The following is a 21412-nucleotide window of genomic DNA, read 5'->3' as shown; positions in this document are numbered from 1 at the left end:
CGTCATTATAGGCGCTTTAATCATTGAGGTGCGCTAAATGAATACAATCAATAAATTTACAAAGCAAGATGAACCTTTGGTTTCATTGTCCGATTGTTCACCAAAGATTACTATTTATCCATCCTATTTTTTACAGAAAATGCCGGGAACATGTGACGATCTGTTCCTTCGTCAAGGTGTCGCGGCAAAAATTTTGTCTATTGCCGAGCAGCTTCCTGAAGGAATCTCGTTCGTTTTAATTGACGGATGGCGTTCAATTCAGACGCAGAAATTTATCTATGATCGGACGATTAGCCAGTTTCGCGAGGCAGGGTATTCAGAAGAAAAGATTAAGAAAGAAATTAGTGACTTTGTCGCATTCCCTTCTAAAGACCCCCTCAAGCCCGCACCGCACTATACAGGCGCGGCCGTTGATCTTACACTAGCCAATGGAAATGATTGGCTGGAAATGGGCACGGATTTCGATGATTTTAATCAAGAGGCATACCTGGATTTCTATGAAGGCAACGAAAATCTCTCGGTAAACGAGTTGCATGCCCGGGATAATCGACGTTTTTTGAAAAGGCTGATGGAAGATGCCGGATTTACGCATAACCCGACGGAATGGTGGCATTATTCATATGGTGACCGCACGTGGGCGCGGGAACATCAAACGGAACCACTCTATGGAGGAACTGAACGTGTTCACTGAATGAGTGAAAAAATTGTCGGAGGACTGAACATGATCTATCGACCTTTGCCTATAGAATTCTACCAACAGCCAACACAAGAGTTAGCGAAAACACTTCTCGGCTGCTTACTTGTCAAAGAATCACCAGAAGGAACAACATCAGGATATATCGTTGAGACGGAAGCATACATGGGTGCGGAAGACCGCGCGGCGCATAGTTACGGAAACAGGCGTACAAAACGAACGGAAATTATGTTTTCATCCGCGGGCCACGTCTACACATTTTTGATGCACACGCACACACTGGTTAACGTTGTGAGCGGTCCAGAAAATGTCCCGGAAGCGATCCTAATCCGTGCTGTCCAACCATTGGATGGACTGCAGCTTATTGAATCCAGAAGGAACGTGCAACGAGAAATTGATCGGACGAATGGGCCGGGAAAACTTACGGAAGCGTTAGATATAACCCATGAGGATTATGGGCGCATGTTTACGGAATCACCGCTCTATATCGCTTCGGGATTTAAGCCGAAACGAATTATAGCCGGTCCGCGTGTCGGTATTGAGAACACAGGAGAGGCGCGCTTTTACCCTTGGCGCTATTGGATTTCCGGAAATCCCTATGTCTCAAAAACAAGAAAACGTAAACGTAAGATAATCTGACAAAGAAAGATGTAAAATCCCTGCTCGTGAGCGAAAAAATAGATTCAAAGGGCTTTCACAGAAAATTTTAATTTAAAATGCAATTAGGTATTTACAACTTAGAAAAATTCTGATAGTATCAGTGTCAACCACAAAAAGTCAGAAAAAAGGAAGTGAGAATAATGGCACAGGTCATCAATAAGATACGAGTGAAAGGCTTGATTCGAATTATTTTGCGATTGCGCACATGAAAGACTGAAACAACAACCATTTAATTGCAATGGAATTGTTTGAGTCTAGCTTATCATCGTCAAAAATAGGCGCTCAAGCAATCGCGAAGAAGCGCCTATCCGAGAAAATTACGGATGGGTTTTTTTATTCGAATCTTTCATGATACCTTGTTGATGAAACTGAATGTGAAACGCCGTGTTCTTTATAAGAAGTACTTTTGGTGGCGGAATATTTCGATTATTAAATTATAAGAGAAAAAATTATTAAGGAGCGAAAAAAGGATGAATGCAGAGAGGAAACAGAAAATGAAGGATTATTTTATGGATCGAATGTATAAGTGTTCGGCGGGAATTGCCAACGCAATCTTAGTAACATTAGGTATGGGTCTTCTCTTTGAAACATTGGGCAAATTCACCGGTTACCAACCTTTTATGGTGATCGGCGGCGCAGCCAAAGTACTTCTTGCCCCGGCAATTGGCGCAGGTATTGCTTATCAATTAAGGGCAAACACCTTGACTATGTTTAGCGCGATGGCTTGCGCAGCGGTAGGTGCCAACGCGATTGTAATTCAATCGGCGGCACCTCAAGTATTAACAATAGCTCCCGGACAGCCGGTCAGCGGTGTTATTGCAGCGATAATCGCAGTCTTTGTTGGAAAGAAGATCAGCGGCAGAACAAAATTCGACATGATGGCGATCCCATTCGCATCCATTTTTGTAGGAGGACTTTGCGGGTATGGATTAGCGCTTGTTGTCACACCCGCACTGACCAAAGTCAGCGGGATGATTACTCATTCTGTGCAAGGTTCCCCATTGATCGCTTCGATGGTCATCGCACTGGTTTGGAGCATTTTCCTGATGTCGCCTGCTTCTTCAGCGGCCCTGGCGATTGCACTTCAACTTGATCCGGTTTCGAGTGCTGCCGCATTGATCGGATGTACGGTCCAATTTGTTGGATTTACAGTTATGTCATTTAAAGAGAATGACTTTGGCGGTTTCTTTGCACAGGCCCTTGTTACACCTAAGGTTCAGTTCCCTAATCTCGTGAAAAATCCGAAACTTGTGATTCCTCCGTTCGTTGCGGCGGTAATCAGTGCACCAATCGCAACTATGCTCCTTCATTTCCAGGTTCCTTACGAACTTGGCGGACTCGGTCTTAGTTCTTTCATCGCTCCTTTGAACATACTGGCCCTCCAAGGTATTAAAGGCCTGATGGCATTTATTGTCGCGGGCGTCTTAATTCCTGGTGTTGTCACCATCGTGCTTTACCGTGTGATCAAAATGTTTGGTTGGGTTAAAGCAGGCGATCTTCACATGGAAGTTCAATAAGAGAGAGAATAAACCTATTAGAGAAAAAAGTGAGACCGAAGCGGTCCTAAGGATGCCGCTTCGGTCTTTTTTTACAGTTAGGCGATCAGGTTAGCGCCTGATTTGAGAAATAAACGGAAAAATTCCGCTTAATTAGAAAATGAATGAAAAAATTGCTTAAATAGACGGAGAAATTCCGCTTATCGAATCGAAAAACGTGAAAATGGAGGTTTTTTCTGTGCATAAGCGGAGAAATTACCCTTATTTACCTGTGAACCCAGCGTCATGATGCATATAACCGGAAAATCTCCGCTTATTTTACTCTGGCCGCGTTACTTAATTAAGGATCCAAATGATTTATTAGAAAACTTGGCTTCGCCAAGCCCCTGGCGAAAGCGAAGACTTAGTTGCGACGGCCATGGATGGCCTAGTGTCCGGTGAGCCGCAGGACGCGGCGTTTTTCCGGACCACTTACACTCGTTTCCTTGAATCTTTAATTTTTTTATACTTTTTTATCAGTGTTAGAAAACTTGGCTTCACCAAGCCTCTGGCGAAGGCGAAGACTTAGTTGCGACGGCCATGGACGGCCTAGTGTCCGGTGAGCCGCAGGACGCGGCGTTTTTTCGGACCGCTTACACTCGTTTCCTTTAAATGTTTTCTTATACTTTCCTACCAGTGTGAACTAGAACTGTTTGTTCAAGACAAGGTTGATGATTAAAACGGTATTTGGAGCAAAGGAACGTTCGTATGTAAGGAGCCTTCGCTAAGTAAGCATACGTTCTATGAAAATAGGGACCAGGCATATCCGGTTTTTCTAAAATGATAAGCTTTGGAAAGCTATCCACCTGAACGATAGCTATGTTAGAATGTACAAGAAAATGAAAGGAAGTGTGATCATATGGCGAAATCAAAAGCAAAGACCAATGCCATGCGCCTTCTGGATTCCGAACGCATTTCCTATAGCGTGCAAACCTATGAAATCAGCGATGGACTGATTGACGGTATCTCCGTTGCGAAGAAGGTTGGAGAAGATCCGAAGAATGTATATAAAACGCTTGTGACGCAGGGACACAGCGGAGAGCTCTATGTATTCGTCGTTCCCGTCGCAGAGGAATTAAATTTGAAAAAGGCAGCTGCAACAGTCTCTGAAAAAAAGGTTGAAATGATTCATGTTAAGGATATCCAAAAACACACAGGTTACGTCCGCGGCGGCTGTTCCCCGATTGGAATGAAGAAGCACTATCAAACAGTGATCGATGGTTCTGCGCGTACGCTTGATCATATTATTGTCAGTGGTGGAAAAAAAGGTATGCAGATTATTCTTGGTGTGGATGATTTAGTTGAGGCAGCGCATGCTGAACTTGCCGATATCATCAGATAAAGCAAATTTTAATAGAACCAATTTGTGGGGATTAAGAACGGATAAGGTGCCGCAATGATCGCGAAAAAAACAGCGATCCGTGCGGCTTGTTTTTTTGTTAAATGGGCGTTCAAATAGAAGTATGCAAATGCGTAAAGGATCAAGCCGGAGAAAAGGACAGCAACGGCAAAGATCAGTGCGCTCATCGGTGTAGCGTAGATCGTGTAGTAATCGACGAGATTTAAATGAATTTTTAAACCAAGAGTGCCTATAGAGCTTAAGAACAACGACCCACAGGCATTCGCAATAAGACTGATTAGCCAAAGGCTGATCAGCATGCGCAGTTTATGAATCCAAGGAATCTTAATGTTGAAAAATTTAGTCGATAGGAAAAAAGCGAGTACCGCTATGACTAAATTGACCACTGCTGCCACACCGAAAAGTGGAGGAAGGAAATAAAACATAAATATAGGAGAAACCACATTGTTTAAAGATACAGGTGCGCATATCATTCCTTTTTCCTTCTTCCAGCATGACTAGGGAGGTGAAACTGTTAACGATCTAGTCCAAAAAAGCGAATAGATCAATTGATAATCCGATTATTAGAGTAAACGCCTTTGATCTCTTCCGGTGATTTTCCGCGGACGAGCAGACAAAAATTTTCATAGCCGATTTCCAAATGCGCGTTCATTAATTGTTCCAAAGCGCGCAGCCCTTGAGGATGCTTGTGTATTTTCTCAATTTCATTTTTATAAAGATCGATGATCGACCTCTGGACAAAGTGAGGGGCGTATTGCAACGCGTACGCATCTTTTCCGAGCATCAGACCACAAAGGTATTCGTATTTAAACTGAAGCTGTCGTGTGAAGTTTACAAGGTGCATCAGCCGATAGAATGTGTTTGGGTAGCTTTCCTTGAAGTTCTCAATGGCTGTTTGTGCTTTTCTGAGATCTTGGATGCTGCTAATCGTTTTCATGGAATGAACCCCTCCCCGTCAATTGGATCTTCACCGAGAAAATCCCCTTTAATTATATGCCTTTGCCAATTAAATCGAAACAATGTCTGTCCCTAATTAAGGTTTTCTTATCTAAGAAAGCGTTTGCTTTTTGAGTTTTATTACAAAACATTGATGCAGCTTTACCTCTGTGACCAGCATCAATCGGCGGCCTTCAAAAGGATACATATTAAGATTAACCTTTTTTCAGCTTAGTGTAAAATGATTATCTCCAAATAAATACGATGTTTTCAAAACCATTGATTCGCAGAAAAGATATTGAAATCCAAACGCCATGATACATTCAAGCGGTGACTGGAATATAATTAAAGAAATCGAATTAGATCATACGTACATTAGGAAGACGCACGGATATTGAAGTTTACTCCGGTGCATGTTATAGTTATAACTCAATAAGAGACATTTATCGAGTTAAAATGTCAAACTATAACATAGCATAAAATTAAATTGATGTCAAGTGAAAAAATATATTCGCCATGCCTTGTGCTGATCAAACAAACAAGAGGTGTTCCTTTTATGGCTCAGAGCGAACGCAGGCAAGAACAAGAACGTGTCAATGAAGTCATTGATGTTATTGGAGAAAAAGTTGAAAAGATAACAGGTAAAAAGAGCAACGTGAAGCAAGGAATCGTTGACTTAAGGAAAAATTTCTGGGATGACGTTACAGTTAACCTTGATGAAAATGATGATGTGTACGAGACTCAGGCGAGTATTAAGCAACAGGCAGAGCTATTGTCAGAACGTGAACGTAGACATGGACAAATGACGAAAGAACTTAAGACGTTGTCCAGACTTCAGGATACGCCCTATTTTGGTCGTATTGATTTCCGTGAAGAAGACGAGAGACGTTCAGAAGCGCTTTATATCGGTATTGGTTCATTAATGGACGCGCAAAATGAAGATTTCCTGATCTATGATTGGCGTGCTCCAGTTTCGAGCATGTACTATGATTACGCGCCCGGGCCATCAAAATATACATCGATGGACGGAGAAGTCCGGGGCAATATGACTTTGAAGCGGCAGTTCATTATTCGTGAGGGCAAAATTAAGGGGATGTTTGATACTGGCCTGACGATTGGCGATTCGCTCCTCCAAGCGGTACTTGGGGGAAAGGCCTCCTCGCAAATGAAAAGTATCGTTGCAACAATACAAAAGGAACAGAATCAAATTATACGCAATGAGAGCGACCGCTATTTAATTGTTCAGGGAGCGGCGGGCAGTGGAAAAACGTCCGCAGCACTGCAACGTGTCGCATTTCTTTTGTACCGTTACCGCAAGACCTTGAGATCCGACAATATGATGCTTTTTTCTCCAAATCCACTTTTTTCAAGCTTTATTTCTTCTGTGTTGCCTGAGCTAGGCGAGGAAAACGTGGTGCAGACAACGTTTAAGGACTTCATTAAAGATCGGGTCGGCAATGATCTTCAGCTTGAAAACCCATTCGATCAAACGGAATCATGCTTGACGATGATAGATGACGAGCAATTAAAAATAAGAACTGCCGGTATCCGCTTTAAAGCGTCACTTGCTTATCGAGATCTGATTGACCAACTGTTGGAAACTTTGAAATCGAAGAACATGATTTTTCGGAACATTACGTTTCGCGATCAAGTTATTGTTTCGAAAGAAGAAATCAGCAACTATTTTTATGCTTTGCCTAACGACCAAACAATACTGAATCGCTTAGAACAGGTACGCGACTGGCTATTGCGACGACTGGCTGCCTTTTCGAAACGGGAGAGAAAAGAAGATTGGGTGCTTGAAGAAGCGGAACTGCTGGACAAATCGGATTATGCCAGCATTTTTGAGAAGCTGCAGCAGCAAAAACAGTTTAGTCAGGAAACATTCGATGACTATGACCGCGAGGAGCAGCTTCTGCGCAAAATTGTTATGAATCGCCGTATGAAAAAAATGAGACGAAAAGTGAAACAGCTCGATTTCGTTAATTGCCAAAAGGTATATAGTGAACTATTTTATCAGCACTATGCAGATGATGTTGTTCCGAGTCATTGGGACACTATTTGCAAGTCAACACGGATGCGCTTTGAAGAAGGCGACTGTCCATGGGAAGATGCTGTTCCTTATCTTTATATGAAGGAAAAAATTCAGGGAAGAAAAGGAAATCAAGAAATTCGCCACTTGATCATTGATGAGGCGCAGGATTATTCACCAGCTCAATTGGCGTATCTGCAAGCGGCATTCCCAAGATGTCGAATGACAATACTTGGTGATATGAACCAGGCGATTTACGCTCAAAGTCTGAATTCAGATACGATGCTATCAGAGCATCTTTATAAGCCTGAAGAGGTGAAGAAGCTTACATTGCTGCGCAGTTACCGCTCAACCAAAGAAATCATGAATTTCGCGCGGGCAATTGTTCCGGACGGTGGGCAAATTGAGCCGTTTGATCGCAGCGGGAAACTTCCCGAATGGATCGACACATCGGATGAATTGGAGAAATCCGCACTCATTTTAGAGAAAATCGCTGCGTTTAAGCAAAATGGATTTGAAACCTTTGCCTTGATTGGAAAGACCATGAAGGAGTGCAGGGAAGCCTACCGGTTAATAAAGGATAAAACGGATGTTAAGTTGATTACGCAAGCCACCTATCAATTCGATAAAGGATTTATCATTATTCCCACGTACTTAGCGAAGGGGATTGAATTCGACGCGGCAATTATTTATGACGCGTCATCTGCCAACTATAGCCGTGAAAGCGAGCAAACTATTTTCTACACCGCATGCACGCGCGCGATGCATGAGCTGGTTCTGCTATCAAACGGAGAACCCAGTCCATTCCTCAACAGGATTCCGACCGAGCATTATTTGCGAACGTGAAACAATGGATGAACCAGGCTAGGGGGCAACTATCACTTGAAAATAGGGGCTATTTGCGATTGGATGCTGGACAAGTAATTCTAGAGTTTGGCGGGAGGGTGTTTTTGTGTGCTCTTTCCCGCTATTTTTAATGAAAAAAGACAGTAAAACGCGGCCGTGGGATAGGCGTTCTACTGGAGGAGGAACTATTCTTGTGAAGAAGTATCAGGCGGTGAGTTTTCTTGTTCTTGCCAACTTATTCTGGGCAGGCAACTATGTTTTCGGCAAGTACGTGGTGAGTGAAATGACCCCGATCCAAATGACCTTTGTGCGCTGGCTGATTGCAGTGCTGATCTTATTCCCGCTGGCTCATGTGATTGAAAAACCAAAATGGGCCCAAGTATGGAAACGGTGGAAGATCCTGTTGATTATGTCTTTACTCGGCATTGTTGGGTACAATGTGCTGCTATACGAGGCGCTCCGTTTTACGACATCGTTGAATGCTGCACTTGTCAATTCGATGAATCCGGCAATGATCGTGATATTTGCCGTCTGGTTTTTGAAAGAGAAAATAGCTCTTGCCAATAGTTTGGGGCTTGCGATCTCCTTAGTAGGTGTGCTGCTTGTTCTGACGCGTGGCGCGTTGCTGCAGGTGTTCAGCATTCACTATAACCATGGGGATTTGCTGATGCTGCTTGCGATCACGGCGTGGACCTTTTACACATTGATTGGAAAGAAGTTGGGAGACATTCCGCCGATTGCCGCGACGGCAGTATCCGCAACGCTTGGACTGCTTGTTCTGCTGCCCTTCTTTATCACATCAGGATTTTCTTACCGTTTAAGTGGGATGGCGACCATGGGTATACTCTACATTGCGCTTTTTCCATCAGTATTCTCATTTGTCTTCTGGAATTACGCCGTTCGCGCTGTTGGTGCGAGTCAATCCGGCGTTTATCTCAATTTACTGGCCGTGTTTACCGCGCTGATCAGCCTGGCGCTCGGCAATCCGATCACTTTGCCTCAGATCCTTGGAGGCGCGCTCGTCATCGCTGGCGTTTATCTAACGAAACAAAGGACTGTTGCAAAGATTGAAACGCAAGTGAGCGGCTGAAAAAACCTTCCCGTAGGACAAGATACGGGAAGGTTTTTTTGCATTCGATAAATGATTATTCCGCCGGAACACGCATGGTTATGGTTGTTCCTTTTCCTACAGCGCCCCGGACCAGCAATGCTGTGCCGTATAAATGCTTCAACCGGCTGTTGATGTTTTTTTCCATAAAGCCATGCTGTCTATTCCACAATCAGTCGTCCAATTCTCGGGGTGATGTAGTGACGGTTATTTTGTATGAAACGCTTGTCCCCTTTCCGAGAGCGCTTCGAATCGTGAGCTGTGTTCCGAAATAGTGTTTTAACCGTTCATTAATATTTTTTAAGCCGACACTTTGACCGTGGTTTTTTGATTGTATTGTTTTTACCTGATCCTCGGTCATACCAACACCATTATCGGTTACCATAATTTCATAAGCGTTTTCTATTTGCTTGACAGATAAAGTAATCCGTCCGCCCGTCTTTCGCTTATTAATGCCATGCTGAACAGCATTTTCAACAAGTGGTTGAATCATGAGCGGCGGCAACGGGAAATCAATATTTTTCGCAACATCCATGCTGATTCGAATTCGATCTTGAAACCGCATTTTTTCGATTGTGAGGTAGGAATTGACTAGAGATAATTCCTTCTTGAATGTGCTCATTGCCGACGTGTTCTGAAAGTCAAAGCTCCCGCGCAGGTAAGCCGCGAACTGTGCCGTCATTTCACGCGACTTTTCTATATCCTCATAGCTGAGCGCGATAATCGAATTGAGGACATTATAAAGAAAATGTGGGCGAATCTGTGACTGAAGAAACGCAACCTCCATGTTTGTCGCTTGATTTGCCACCTGTTTCATTAAGATCAGTCCGCGAATTCGCGCCGAAAACTCAGAAAAATTATAGGGTTTTTGTAAAATGTCATTGGCTCCTGCCCGGAAAGCAAAATGCTTGTCGTCATTAATGATTGCCGCCGTCAGCATCAGAACAGGCAATTCAATGAGACTGTACTGCTGGCGGATCTTTCGGCAAACATCAAATCCGGACATACCCGGCATCATCAGGTCAAGAATAACGAGATCCGGCTTGACATGTGACACACTCGCCAAGGCCTCCACCCCATTTTTTACAGCAACGACATTATATGGAATATTTTCTAGCATATCAATCACGATTCTCAAGTTTTCCAGATTATCATCGACAATTAAGATGGTCGGTGCATTGACCTTGCGCGAACGGTAGGGAGTGACAAGGAGCGGCACAGATGAGTCATCTACTGAATTAGTTTTGCTTTGAGCAATAGGAAGACGAACGGCAGCGCCGGGTTCAAGTGCTTGGTTTCGTTCGAAAATAGGAATCGTGACGTGGAAGGTCGTGCCCGTTCCCACCTTCGAGTCGAACCAAATCGTCCCGTTTTGCAATTCAGCGAGTTGCTTGACGATACTGAGCCCGAGCCCGGCACCTTCGCTTTGGTTGAGTTCATTGCTACGTTCGAATGCTTGAAATACCCGTGTATATTCTGAGGCGGGGATGCCGATTCCGGTATCCGAAACCGCGATTTCAATCGCTTGGCCCTTTTGCCAAGCACTTAATGTGATTTGCCCGCTTTGGGTGTAGTTGACTGCATTATCCATCAGGTTATTTAAAATTTGGCGGAATCGATTCTCATCAGCGTAGATCAGCGGCAAATCTGAAGGGATTTCGTTGACAATCGCCAACCCTTTTTTTTCGGCAAGTAATTTATAAAAAACCAGCTCCGTTTTCACGGTCGTAAAAACGTCCAAAGGAATAAGACTAAGCGTCAGGCTTCCTTGTTTTATTTTTTCCATATCCAGAATATCGTTGACTAAAGCAGACAGCCGATACCCGATCCGTGTGATCATTTGAATCTTATCGGCTTCCTCACTGATTTTCCGATCGCGTTTTCCTGCAAGCAGCGTTTGCGCGGTATTAATGATTCCGTTGAGCGGTGTCCGAAACTCGTGAGATGTCTTAGCGATGAATTCATCCTTAAGCTTGTCGTTTCGGATCAACTCCTTCGCTAACGACTCACTTCGTTCAAATGCATTTGAGAAACGCTTGGACATCATCAGCGAAAGCATAAGCAGGAAAATTAATGAAAAGATGGAGTAAACTGAAAAAGGGTTCTTTGAGCTGTACGAATTAATGATAATGCTGATTACAAATATGCTCATTGAAAATATGCCGATTGTCAGGTAAATGCTCCCCTCCATACGTTGGATGATCGCAAGAACAAAAATATAGGAAGCATAAGCTAACATGGATACCGCCAAAATTGAGTGAAGAAAATAAGTCACATACGACAGAAAATCAAAGGGTAAAAAATCCAAGATCAATGTGACTAATGCTGACGCGGTTCCAAAGATCAAAATCTTTTTGGAAACCAATTTCGGATAGGCGCAGTAAAGGTAAAGAAATGTTGAAATACCAATGCCGATCGTGCTGACGCTCTCTATTGCAGCAAGTGCGGATAAAGACAGATTTGGAATAAGAAGATAGATGATACGGCTCTGGCCGATCCAGGAAATAATCACCGCAAAAAATAAGCAAAGTATTGAAAAAAACAGCAGATGAATATCCTTCCTGCGCTGAGAATAATAGCCTAAAAAGTAAAGGCTCATAAAAAAGAAAGCGACGATCATCAGCATATCGTTAAATAAGGCAAAGTCGTGACTGCGCCCCATTCGTTCTTGTGTACCAAGAACAATGGGTTTGGTAATCCCTCGACCACTGCTGCCTTCCATTCTGGCTGTCTGGATCACAAGTTCGTTTATCCCTTTTTTTAATGGAAAGTAAGTGACGTAGGGGCGGAGTGACGCCTGTTGTACGTTGCCCAAGGCTGGTTTGCCGCTTTGTCCAATCAAATGGCCATTCATATAAGTGCGATTCGAGCTGTAAATGACAATAGTGCGCAGACCAAACATCTGGCCGCCGCGCTCCGAATGAATCAACAATCGATATGTGCCTGCCTGCGCCTCAGAACTGTTTTTCGATATAGGATTTCTCATGTTATCAGGAACGCTCACCATCAATGAATGCTTACCATGACCGGCATGAATAGCCTTAGGTGTAAGCAGCTGGTTTGGATAAAATCGCCATGTGCCGTTCAACTGGACATTGCCGTTCTTCTCAAAATTCCAATGATTGAGGTTGATGACGCCATTCTTCGCCATGGGCCCGTGGACATCGTAAAAATGTGCCCATGATAACAAAATTAAAAAGAGACCGATATAACATAAAAGGACTGTAAAAAGGGCAAACACACGATGCATAGCAAGTCACTCCTGAATAGCGTTCGGATATATGTAATTCTATCAGTTCAGTTTCGTAAATTGAATAGCCGCATGGAGATAAATGGGATTAAAATTTGATTGTGCTTTCGCGGCAAGTGGTATAATCGGTGTAACGAAATTGTAATGATCGGAAAAATGCCTGTTTGCAAGCCCGGTGCAAAGGAGGAAAACAATGAACGCATTTGTAGTCGATGATGAAGAACTCGCATGCAATCAGCTTAGAAAAATGCTGCAGGAGACAGGAAAGTTTCAATCCATTCAATCGTTCACCGATCCTGAGCAAGCGCTTGACGCAGCTAAGAGGGCAAGACCGGATGTCGCATTTTTGGATATAGAGATGCCTGAACTTAACGGCATTGAACTTGCCGAAGCACTTCAAGCAGCAGATGAGCGTATCGAGATTGTTTTTACAACCGCCTATGACGAATTTGCGATCAAGGCGTTTGAATTGAACGCGATTGATTATCTGCTTAAGCCTATGTTGAAACCGAGACTGGAGAAGGCTGTGGAGCGCTTATTTAAGAAGCAAGAGTCAGCACAGACGGGCGAGCCGCTGATAGAAACTGAGTTTGGCATTGAATGCTTTGACAGTCTCAATTTTTATAAAATGGAAAACGGGGTGAAAACCTATATTCCTGTCAAATGGCGTACGTCTCGGGCACGTGAACTCTATGCCTACTTGCTGAAGGAACATGAGCATTTTGTCAGTAAAGAAACATTGATCGATTTGCTGTGGCCTGGCGTCGACGCGGTCAAAGGAACAACACAACTGTACACGACTGTTTACCAAATACGTAATTGATGGAGAAATTGCCATTCAATCATCATATTATTAAAAATGATATCGGCTACTCCCTTAATTTATCCGGAACAACGATCGATGTGGAGCAGTGGGAAAAGCAGTTAACGCAGCTACCGCCACTTGACTTGTCTACATATAAAGCTCATATTCAGCACTTCAAGGCTTACAGAAATCATTATTTTAATGAATATGGCTACTTGTGGGTCGAACCTGAGCGCATCAGATTGGCAGGGCTCTGGCTCGAACACGCGTATGCACTTGTTAAATTCCTGATTAAGAAAAATAAAAAGGCGGAAGCGCTGGACATCTGTCAGCAGATCAATCAAATTGAGCCGGATGACGAGCGGACGATGAAGCTGATCATCAAGCTTTACAATGAAATGGGCAATGTTGACGGCGCCATCCGCATGTACGAACGTTACAAAGAAAGCAAAGACGCGATGAACTGATCATCCTAATATTAATAAAAGAATATGAGGACCGCAAATCCATGAATAGGATTTGCGGTCTTTTTTTGCACTCCCGAGCGGTGACATGGTTCAACACGACGTGACATTTATCATCAATTGTTCAGAAACTGTATAGATTTGGGATTTAAACTAAGGATAAACAAAATTCCGGGAAAACTGCGCTTTTTTTACATAGTTTGGACACAAAAATCATCAAAAACAGACAACTCCAATTCTTCCGGAAGAAATCGTGTTCCTACTTTTTGATGCACTTCGGATCAAAACCGGATTCCTATACGAGTCACAGAGATCACTATCCAATTCAATTCCTACACAGAAAATAAAGGGGAGAAGTAAGTTGAGAGCCAAGAGACTACCACTCGGACTTAAAAAGACAAAACACAACAGATTAGTGAAGCGGTTGATGATCATTGCGCTGTCGTTCTTCGTAGTATTCAGTCAGATGTCACTGTCACCGTTTATGGGGAAGGCAGAGGCGTTAGAAAGCGGCTCACAAATAAACGATGCAACAGTCACTTTGACAAATTTTAAAGTAGACGACAAGGATATGTCCAATTCAAGCACTAATGCAAATGTTGATCCAAATAGTAGCGTCGAACTGGACTATGACTGGAGTATACCGGATGGTGCGGTAAATAGCGGAGACTATTTTACCTTTTCAATTCCTTCACAGATTGATGTACCTAATGGGTTCACAGAGCAAGTAAATCTTAATGGAACGCCAATTGGAACACCAATTGGAACACTGACAGTGGGTACAGATAACAAAGCAACAATAACGCTGAATGACTATTTTCAAAAGAATCCCTCATATATTAACAGAAAGGGTACAGCAACAATAAATGTGTCCTTTGCGCAAAGTGTTAAGACGGGTACGGTCGTTCAGCAAATAGACTTTGGAAACGGGAAAAACTATACGCTAGCTTTTAAAACAAGCCAGAATGATGTTACCAAGTCTGGTGTAACGGATACACACACAAATAGTACTCCTGATTTCAATGCGTCGACGATTACATGGACCTCTTATATTAATACGCATGCAGATACAGTTGATAATGCAACTGTCACGGATACACCTACACTTCCGACAGGTGTCGGCGACCCAACAAATATGCATATTTATCCGGTTACAATGAATTTGGATGGATCAGAAGCAAGTAAGGGTGCTGAGTTGACAAGCCCGAGTGACTATACCGTATCGCCAGTTAATTCGTCAACGCATGTATTTACGATTTCCTTTACAAATCCAATTACTCAGGCATATAAAATCGTTTATGATACAACAATAAACCAAGATAAGAAGATAAATTCAGGCTCACCATCCAGTTCAGTCAATCCAAGTTTTACAAATAACATTCAATTAAACGGTACGGTAGATGGGAACTCTTTAACTGATGCGAAAAATTCAGCGTCTGTAACTGCACACTATGCGCCGTTTATGACAAAATCAAGCAATGGTTCTTATGATTCGTCAACCCAGACAATTACATGGACGATTAATTATAACTTCAACAATAGTTTAGTTAATTCACCCGTCATTCACGATATAGTAACAGGGGACAGCGGTTATGTTGATGGATCGCTAACGGTAAAAAAAGTTACACCGACGGGATCTTCATCCTATAAAAATCCGATATCTGATACCGGTACAGTGAACAGTATCTCTAGTGACAGAAAGACCTTTGATATAACGCTTAACGGCGGTAGCCAGACTTCGGATGCCTACGTGATCACATATAAGACGCAAGCGTCTGACTCAGAGCACATCGAACAAGGAGAGGTCAGTAACGCAGCAACGAGCAACGGGGCAACGGTCAATACCGATCCAGTAAAAGTTTACAATGTCGGCATTACAAAATCTGGGACGATTGATCCGAAGAGCAATACGATTAATTGGACAATAGATTTAAATCAGCTTCATCAGACATTAAATGCAACTTCGGATAAAAATGGGCCAACCCTGACAGATACTTTTGGTTCGGGCATTTATGGTTTTGATCAATCAAGCCTGACAATTATAGATAAAAATAATTCGAATAATAAATTAACAGAGGGTACTGACTATGCTGTAACTCCTTCGAATGATGGAAACAGTGGGTTTACCATTGATTTTCACCACCCGTTAGATAGCACTATTGAATATCTTCTTTCCTATTCGACGAATTACAATCCACAGAGTGGCTATTCAAATAACTATAAACTGGATTATAACGATGGAACGGTAGATAAAAAGGAAACAGGAAGTGGTTCAGTAGGAGCAAGTTCTGCGGAATCAACTAATGGTTATAAAACTGGGTCCTACGATGCATCGACTAAGACGTTCACTTGGGACGAAGTGGTTAACTTTGACAGCCTGACAATGGAAAAGGCTGAAGTTACGGATACAATGAATCAAGATCCAGATAAAAATGGTAGTCATAATATCATGGTTACTAACCCGGAAACAGGTAAACCCATTGTAACGGTTTATAAATTTAACTATGACTCAGGAGATCCACATGCGAAAAAACTTTTGACTCCGTTAAAAGGCGAGGTGGTTAATCCGAGTGATTACACGGTCACTCCGACAACAACTGAGGCAGGAATTACTGGCTTTACACTTACATTTAATAATGAAATTAAAGAACCTTATGTAATTGAATACCAGTCACAGCCGACAGGCGTTATTTACAAAAGTGGAAACTATAAGAATGACGTCACTTTAAAGGATTTGGATAATTCTTCGGTTACGTACTCATTCAACAAAACAGTTACGGTTCCTCATGCAGCCGATTATACGGTGAAAAACGGTCAGATGCTGGGTGCTCCTTACGATACAGTTGAATGGAACGTGGCTATTAACGAGGCACAGTCTGATCTAGGTAAAAACGTGAAATTAACAGATTCGTTAAGTGCCAATCAAACCTATGATCATGATTCATTTAAGTTGTATAAAGCAGTTGTCGACCCATCAACAGGAAATCTAACAAAAGGGGATTTAGTACCTTTAACCGGTTATTCCATAAGTTTCAGCCAAAGCGCCAATAATGGTGAAAATTTTGAACTGGACTTTCCGGCAAACCAAGAGATAACAGGTGCGTATATACTGACTTATAATCAGAATATTGTTCGCAGTAAAGGATTGACACAAATTATTAACAATGCTCAAATCGCAGGGGCAGGGTACACATCCACTTCATTCAGTGAACCAGTCAATGTACGTATCGCCACTGGAGGTGCAACAGGTTCTGGTGAAGATGTAGGCTATGTTTCCGTTGGGAATTACGTCTGGTTTGATAAAAATAGAGATGGTATTCAAGAAAGTAATGAAGAGGGAATTCCTGGTATCGTTCTATCGATCAAAAGATCCGACAATAAAGATATTATTATGCCAGATGGTAGTCAGCCAACAGAACAAACAACAGATAGTACAGGTCATTATGAATTTTCCAACTTACCGGCATTGCCAGATGGACAGCATTATATTGTAAGTATTGATAATGATGCTCAAAGCACAAAAAATGCTCTTAACGGTAAAGTGCCAACATTGAAAGAACAGGGCAATGACACATCAAAGGATTCATCAACTAATTCAGCTGAATCAAAGGATTTAAAAAATGATGGTGATTCTGATCAAACATTAGACTTTGGTTTTAAAGTACCATCCGTGTCGGTAGGAGACTATGTCTGGTTGGATAAGAACAGAGATGGTATTCAGAATTCTGAAGATGGGGATAACTCTGGGATAAATGGTGTTAAATTAAATTTAATTGTCGTAGATAAAGACGGTAAAACAGTTGATTCATCTGTGAAAAATATTAATGGTGAGACGGTGGGATCTCAGATCACAAGTACACATGATGGCAAAGCAGGGTACTATAATTTTACCGATTTGCCGTTACTTCCGGATGGAGAATTTTATCAAGTAAGCATTGACAAAAATGATGATGGTACACTAACGGCACTTGATAACTTAGTACCTACAGAGCCCCAAAAGACAGCGACAGATAAAGATTCATCTGATTGGACTGCAAATGCTGTCACGCTTAATGAGGATGGAGAGAGTGATCCAACGCTAGACTTTGGATTTGTTGAAAAGTCAGTTTCAGTTGGCGATTATGTCTGGAAAGACATTAATCGCGATGGTATTCAGCAGGACGGTGAGAAAGGCATCAATGGCGTTCGATTGAACGTATCGGTTGTGGATGCTGACGGTCAGGTCATTAAATCGACGGTCACCGATGTTTTTGGCAATGAAGTGTTGATACAAACAACGAAGAAAAACGAGACAACTGGAAAAGATGGCTACTACCTGTTCCCGGATTTACCGGCTCTGCCGAGTGATCAGCGTTATCAGGTCACGATCGATCAGGATCAATCAGCTTTGGCATTGACTAATCTAATTCCAACATTGGCTGGTCAGGGTGATAATAATGAAAATGATTCGTCCACATGGACAGAGACAGCGAAAGCTTTAACGGAAAATGGAGACGAAGATCAGAGCCTTGATTTTGGCTTTGTTGAAAAATCGGTGTCCGTTGGTGACTATGTTTGGAAAGACGTGAACCGTGATGGCATCCAGCAGAACGGCGAATCCGGCATTAATGATGTTCAGGTTCATCTGACACTGGTCGATGCAGACGGCGAGCACCCGGTAACGGATGTATTCGGGGACAGTGTGCAACATCAAAAAACGGTTACCAAAGATGGAAATAAAGGCTACTATCAATTTGACAATCTGCCGGCACTACTTCCGGGGCAATTGTATCGGGTTACAGTTGATTTGGATCAGCCGGCCGATGCACTGAACAATTTGATTCCGACACTGGCCGGTCGGGGCGACAAAACACAAGATTCATCGTCGAATTTTGCAGATTCCATTTTGCTTCCGAATGATAAAGATAATGATCCAACACTGGATTTCGGATATATTGAAAAATCGGTTTCTGTCGGTAACTATGTTTGGAAAGACATGAACCGCGACGGCATTCAACAGGACGGTGAGAAAGGCATCAATGGCGTTCAATTGAGCGTATCGGTTGTGGATGCTGACGGTCAAGTCATTAAATCGACGGTCACCGATGTTTTTGGCAATGAAGTGTTGATACAAACAACGAAGAAAAACGAGACAACTGGAAAAGACGGCTACTACCTGTTCCCGGATTTACCGGCTCTGCCGAGTGATCAGCGTTATCAGGTCACGATCGATCAGGATCAATCAGCTTCGGCATTGACTAATCTAATTCCAACATTGGCCGGTCAGGGTGATAATAACGAAAATGATTCGTCCACATGGACAGAGACAGCGAAAGCTTTAACGGAAAATGGAGACAAAGATCAGAGCCTTGATTTTGGCTTTGTTGAAAAATCGGTGTCCGTTGGTGACTATGTCTGGAAAGATATCAATCGCGATGGTATTCAACAGGACAATGAACAAGGAATTAATGGGGTCCAAGTTCGTTTAACGATGGTTGATCAATATGGGGAGCATCCAGTAAAAGATGTCTATGGAGATGACGTAAATCCAAAGACAACTACCGATGATAAGAACGGAAATAAGGGCTATTACAAATTCACGAACTTGCCAGCGCTATTACCAGGGCAACTGTATCGAGTCACCATTGATACTGATGCAGAGAGCTCTAAGTCAGCGTTGGCCAACTTAATCACAACTCTAGCTGGTCAAGGAAGTGATCTGGCAAAAGATTCATCAACTGGTTTTGTGAACTCTGTGTTTCTTCCAAATAATAACAATGATGACCCAACTTTAGATTTTGGTTATATAGAAAAATCTGTGTCGGTCGGCGATTATGTCTGGAAAGACGTGAATCGCAATGGCAAACAGGATGATGGTAACACCGGCATAAATAATGTAACAGTTAGAATCACTGGTCCGGATGGTCAATCCGTAACGGATGTATACGGTGATCCGGTAGGTGAGCGGCGAACCGAAACCAAAGACGGGAAAACCGGTCACTATGAATTCGATAATCTTCCGGCATTACCGTCAGGAAAACATTATACGGTAAGTATTGTTACGGACGATACAACGAAGGAAGCATTAACGAACTTGATCCCAACTCAAACAGGTGAGGGAACAAGAGCGGAGGATTCCTCCACGGGAAATGCGGAGTCAACAGATTTGATCAATGATGGAGATAGTGATCCAACGCTAGACTTCGGATATATTGAGAATTCGGTATCTGTTGGAGATTATATCTGGCTTGATAAGAATAAAAATGGTATTCAGGATAATAATGAGTCCGGAATTGAAAGTGTCGTGGTCAACGTCATTGGACCAAATGGCAAACCAGTAATCGATGTTTTCGGTAACGAAGTTAAGGCAACCAAGACTGACTCTAAAGGTCATTATGAATTTGGGAACCTACCCGCTCTTCCAGAAGGCAAACACTACACGGTTACAATTGATCAGAATGCATCGAAGGATGCACTGAACAATCTGATTCCGACAAAAGAAAAAGCAGGTGAGGATTCAGCTAAGGACTCTTCTACCTGGAAAGCTGAATCAAGCGACTTGACTAAAAATGGCGACAAAGATCCAACCTTGGACTTTGGATTCATTCAGAAGTCTGTATCCGTCGGAGACTATGTATGGTTAGACAAGAATAAAGATGGTATTCAGAACGATAACGAAAAAGGCATCGAAGGCGTGACAGTTACAATCAAGGGTCCAAACGGACAGACTGTAAAAGACAATGACGGCAAGGAAATCACATCAACAAAGACTGATAAGGATGGTCACTATGGATTTACCAATTTGCCATCGTTACCAGCCGGAGAACACTATAAGGTAAGTATTGATAAAGATACTTCGAAGCAAGCACTGATAAATCTGGCACCAACCAAGGAAAATGGATCGAGTGATAAAGGCAAAGATTCCTCAACTTGGAGAAGTGAGTCGGGCAACTTGTTTAATGATGGTGATAAAGATCTATCCCTAGACTTTGGTTTCATTGAAAAGTCTGTATCCGTCGGCGATTATATCTGGCTCGACAAAAATAAAAACGGCGTTCAGGACAAAGGTGAGTCTGGTATTCCAGGTGTTGTCATAGTTATTACAGGACCAGACGGAAAACCTGTTACTGATTTGAATGGTAATGAAGTGAACCAGGTCAAGACAGACAGCGAAGGTCATTATGAATTCAGCAATCTGCCATCATTACCAGAAGGACAGCACTATACAGTAAGCATTGATCGAGATGCTTCGAAAGGCGCTCTAAAAGGTCTCATTCCTGCCAAGGAAAATGGAACAAATGATAAATCAAAAGATTCTTCAACTTGGAAGGCTGAATCTGGCAACCTGCTTAATGACGGCGATCAAGATCTTACTCTCGATTTTGGTTTTGTAGAAGAAACTGTGCCGCTAGTATTGAAAGGTGGAGAACCAGGCGCCATCTACAACGTGGTTGACGAAAACGGACACGTCATTGTTCGCGGTGTTATGGCCGACGAGGAAGGCAACGTCAACTTCAAAGGTCTTGCAACTGGCAAGTATCACTTAGTTCTGGTTCGAGGCGTTGAAGCGGAAACGCAAACGACAAAGAAACCAAAAGTTAAAGGAACTAAGGGACTTCCAATTACCGGCGACACCAACGACATGATGACGATGGCAGTCGGAGCGATTCTCTTGATAGGTGGTGGATTCTTAACCATTTTCTCAAGACGACGCAGAAAGAACTAAACAAACAGTAAAATCAA

General features: G+C 42.7%; 10 protein-coding genes and 1 pseudogene. 8 read left to right on the top strand and 3 right to left on the bottom strand.

Features of this window, described 5'->3' with window-relative positions; genetic code table 11:
- Positions 1–37 precede the first annotated feature (37 nt).
- From BM003_RS14565 to ybaK, 4 genes are all read left to right on the top strand, one after another.
- On the top strand, positions 38–691 hold the full coding sequence (locus BM003_RS14565) for a M15 family metallopeptidase (RefSeq protein WP_093674342.1): 654 nt from the start codon (positions 38–40) through the stop codon (positions 689–691).
- Between the two features lie 30 nt (positions 692–721).
- Positions 722–1333 (top strand): DNA-3-methyladenine glycosylase, encoded by a 612-nt coding sequence (locus BM003_RS14560; RefSeq protein ID WP_093674378.1) that lies wholly within the window; start codon positions 722–724, stop codon positions 1331–1333.
- A gap of 491 nt (positions 1334–1824) precedes the next feature.
- Entirely contained in the window at positions 1825–2871 is a 1047-nt protein-coding gene (locus BM003_RS14555) for a PTS sugar transporter subunit IIC (RefSeq protein WP_093674340.1), read from the top strand.
- 877 nt (positions 2872–3748) lie between these two features.
- Positions 3749–4231, top strand: coding sequence for a Cys-tRNA(Pro) deacylase (gene ybaK, locus BM003_RS14550; protein ID WP_093674338.1), 483 nt, complete (start codon positions 3749–3751; stop codon positions 4229–4231).
- An 8-nt stretch (positions 4232–4239) separates the two neighbouring features.
- Here ybaK and BM003_RS14545 read toward each other — a convergent pair whose 3' ends face one another.
- Together BM003_RS14545 and BM003_RS14540 are read right to left on the bottom strand one after the other, a co-directional pair.
- Positions 4240–4722 (bottom strand): hypothetical protein, encoded by a 483-nt coding sequence (locus tag BM003_RS14545; protein ID WP_093674336.1) that lies wholly within the window; start codon positions 4720–4722, stop codon positions 4240–4242.
- A 71-nt stretch (positions 4723–4793) separates the two neighbouring features.
- On the bottom strand, positions 4794–5186 hold the full coding sequence (locus BM003_RS14540) for a hypothetical protein (RefSeq protein ID WP_093674334.1): 393 nt from the start codon (positions 5184–5186) through the stop codon (positions 4794–4796).
- 555 nt (positions 5187–5741) lie between these two features.
- Here BM003_RS14540 and helD point away from each other — a divergent pair.
- Positions 5742–8063 (top strand): RNA polymerase recycling motor HelD, encoded by a 2322-nt coding sequence (helD, locus tag BM003_RS14535; protein ID WP_093674332.1) that lies wholly within the window; start codon positions 5742–5744, stop codon positions 8061–8063.
- Positions 8064–8256: 193 nt separating this feature from the next.
- Entirely contained in the window at positions 8257–9153 is an 897-nt protein-coding gene (locus BM003_RS14530; protein ID WP_093674330.1) for a DMT family transporter, read from the top strand.
- Between the two features lie 190 nt (positions 9154–9343).
- Here the strand turns inward: BM003_RS14530 and BM003_RS14525 are convergent, their stop codons facing one another.
- Positions 9344–12421, bottom strand: coding sequence for an ATP-binding protein (locus tag BM003_RS14525; RefSeq protein ID WP_093674328.1), 3078 nt, complete (start codon positions 12419–12421; stop codon positions 9344–9346).
- Between the two features lie 193 nt (positions 12422–12614).
- On the opposite strand from BM003_RS14525, the pseudogene BM003_RS14520 reads away from it, so the two are divergent.
- Both BM003_RS14520 and BM003_RS14515 read left to right on the top strand, forming a co-directional pair.
- Positions 12615–13693: pseudogene (locus tag BM003_RS14520) on the top strand (response regulator).
- Between the two features lie 358 nt (positions 13694–14051).
- The gene (locus BM003_RS14515) at positions 14052–21395 is read left to right on the top strand and encodes an SdrD B-like domain-containing protein (RefSeq protein WP_093674326.1); all 7344 of its coding nucleotides are present in this window, start codon (positions 14052–14054) and stop codon (positions 21393–21395) included.
- The last annotated feature ends 17 nt before the right edge of the window (positions 21396–21412 follow it).

The organism is Sporolactobacillus nakayamae, assembly GCF_900113325.1.
In the GTDB taxonomy this organism is placed as follows: Bacteria; Bacillota; Bacilli; order Bacillales; family Sporolactobacillaceae; genus Sporolactobacillus; species Sporolactobacillus nakayamae.
Note: the sequence above shows the minus strand (reverse complement) of the source record. Positions and strands in the feature narration are given on the sequence as shown.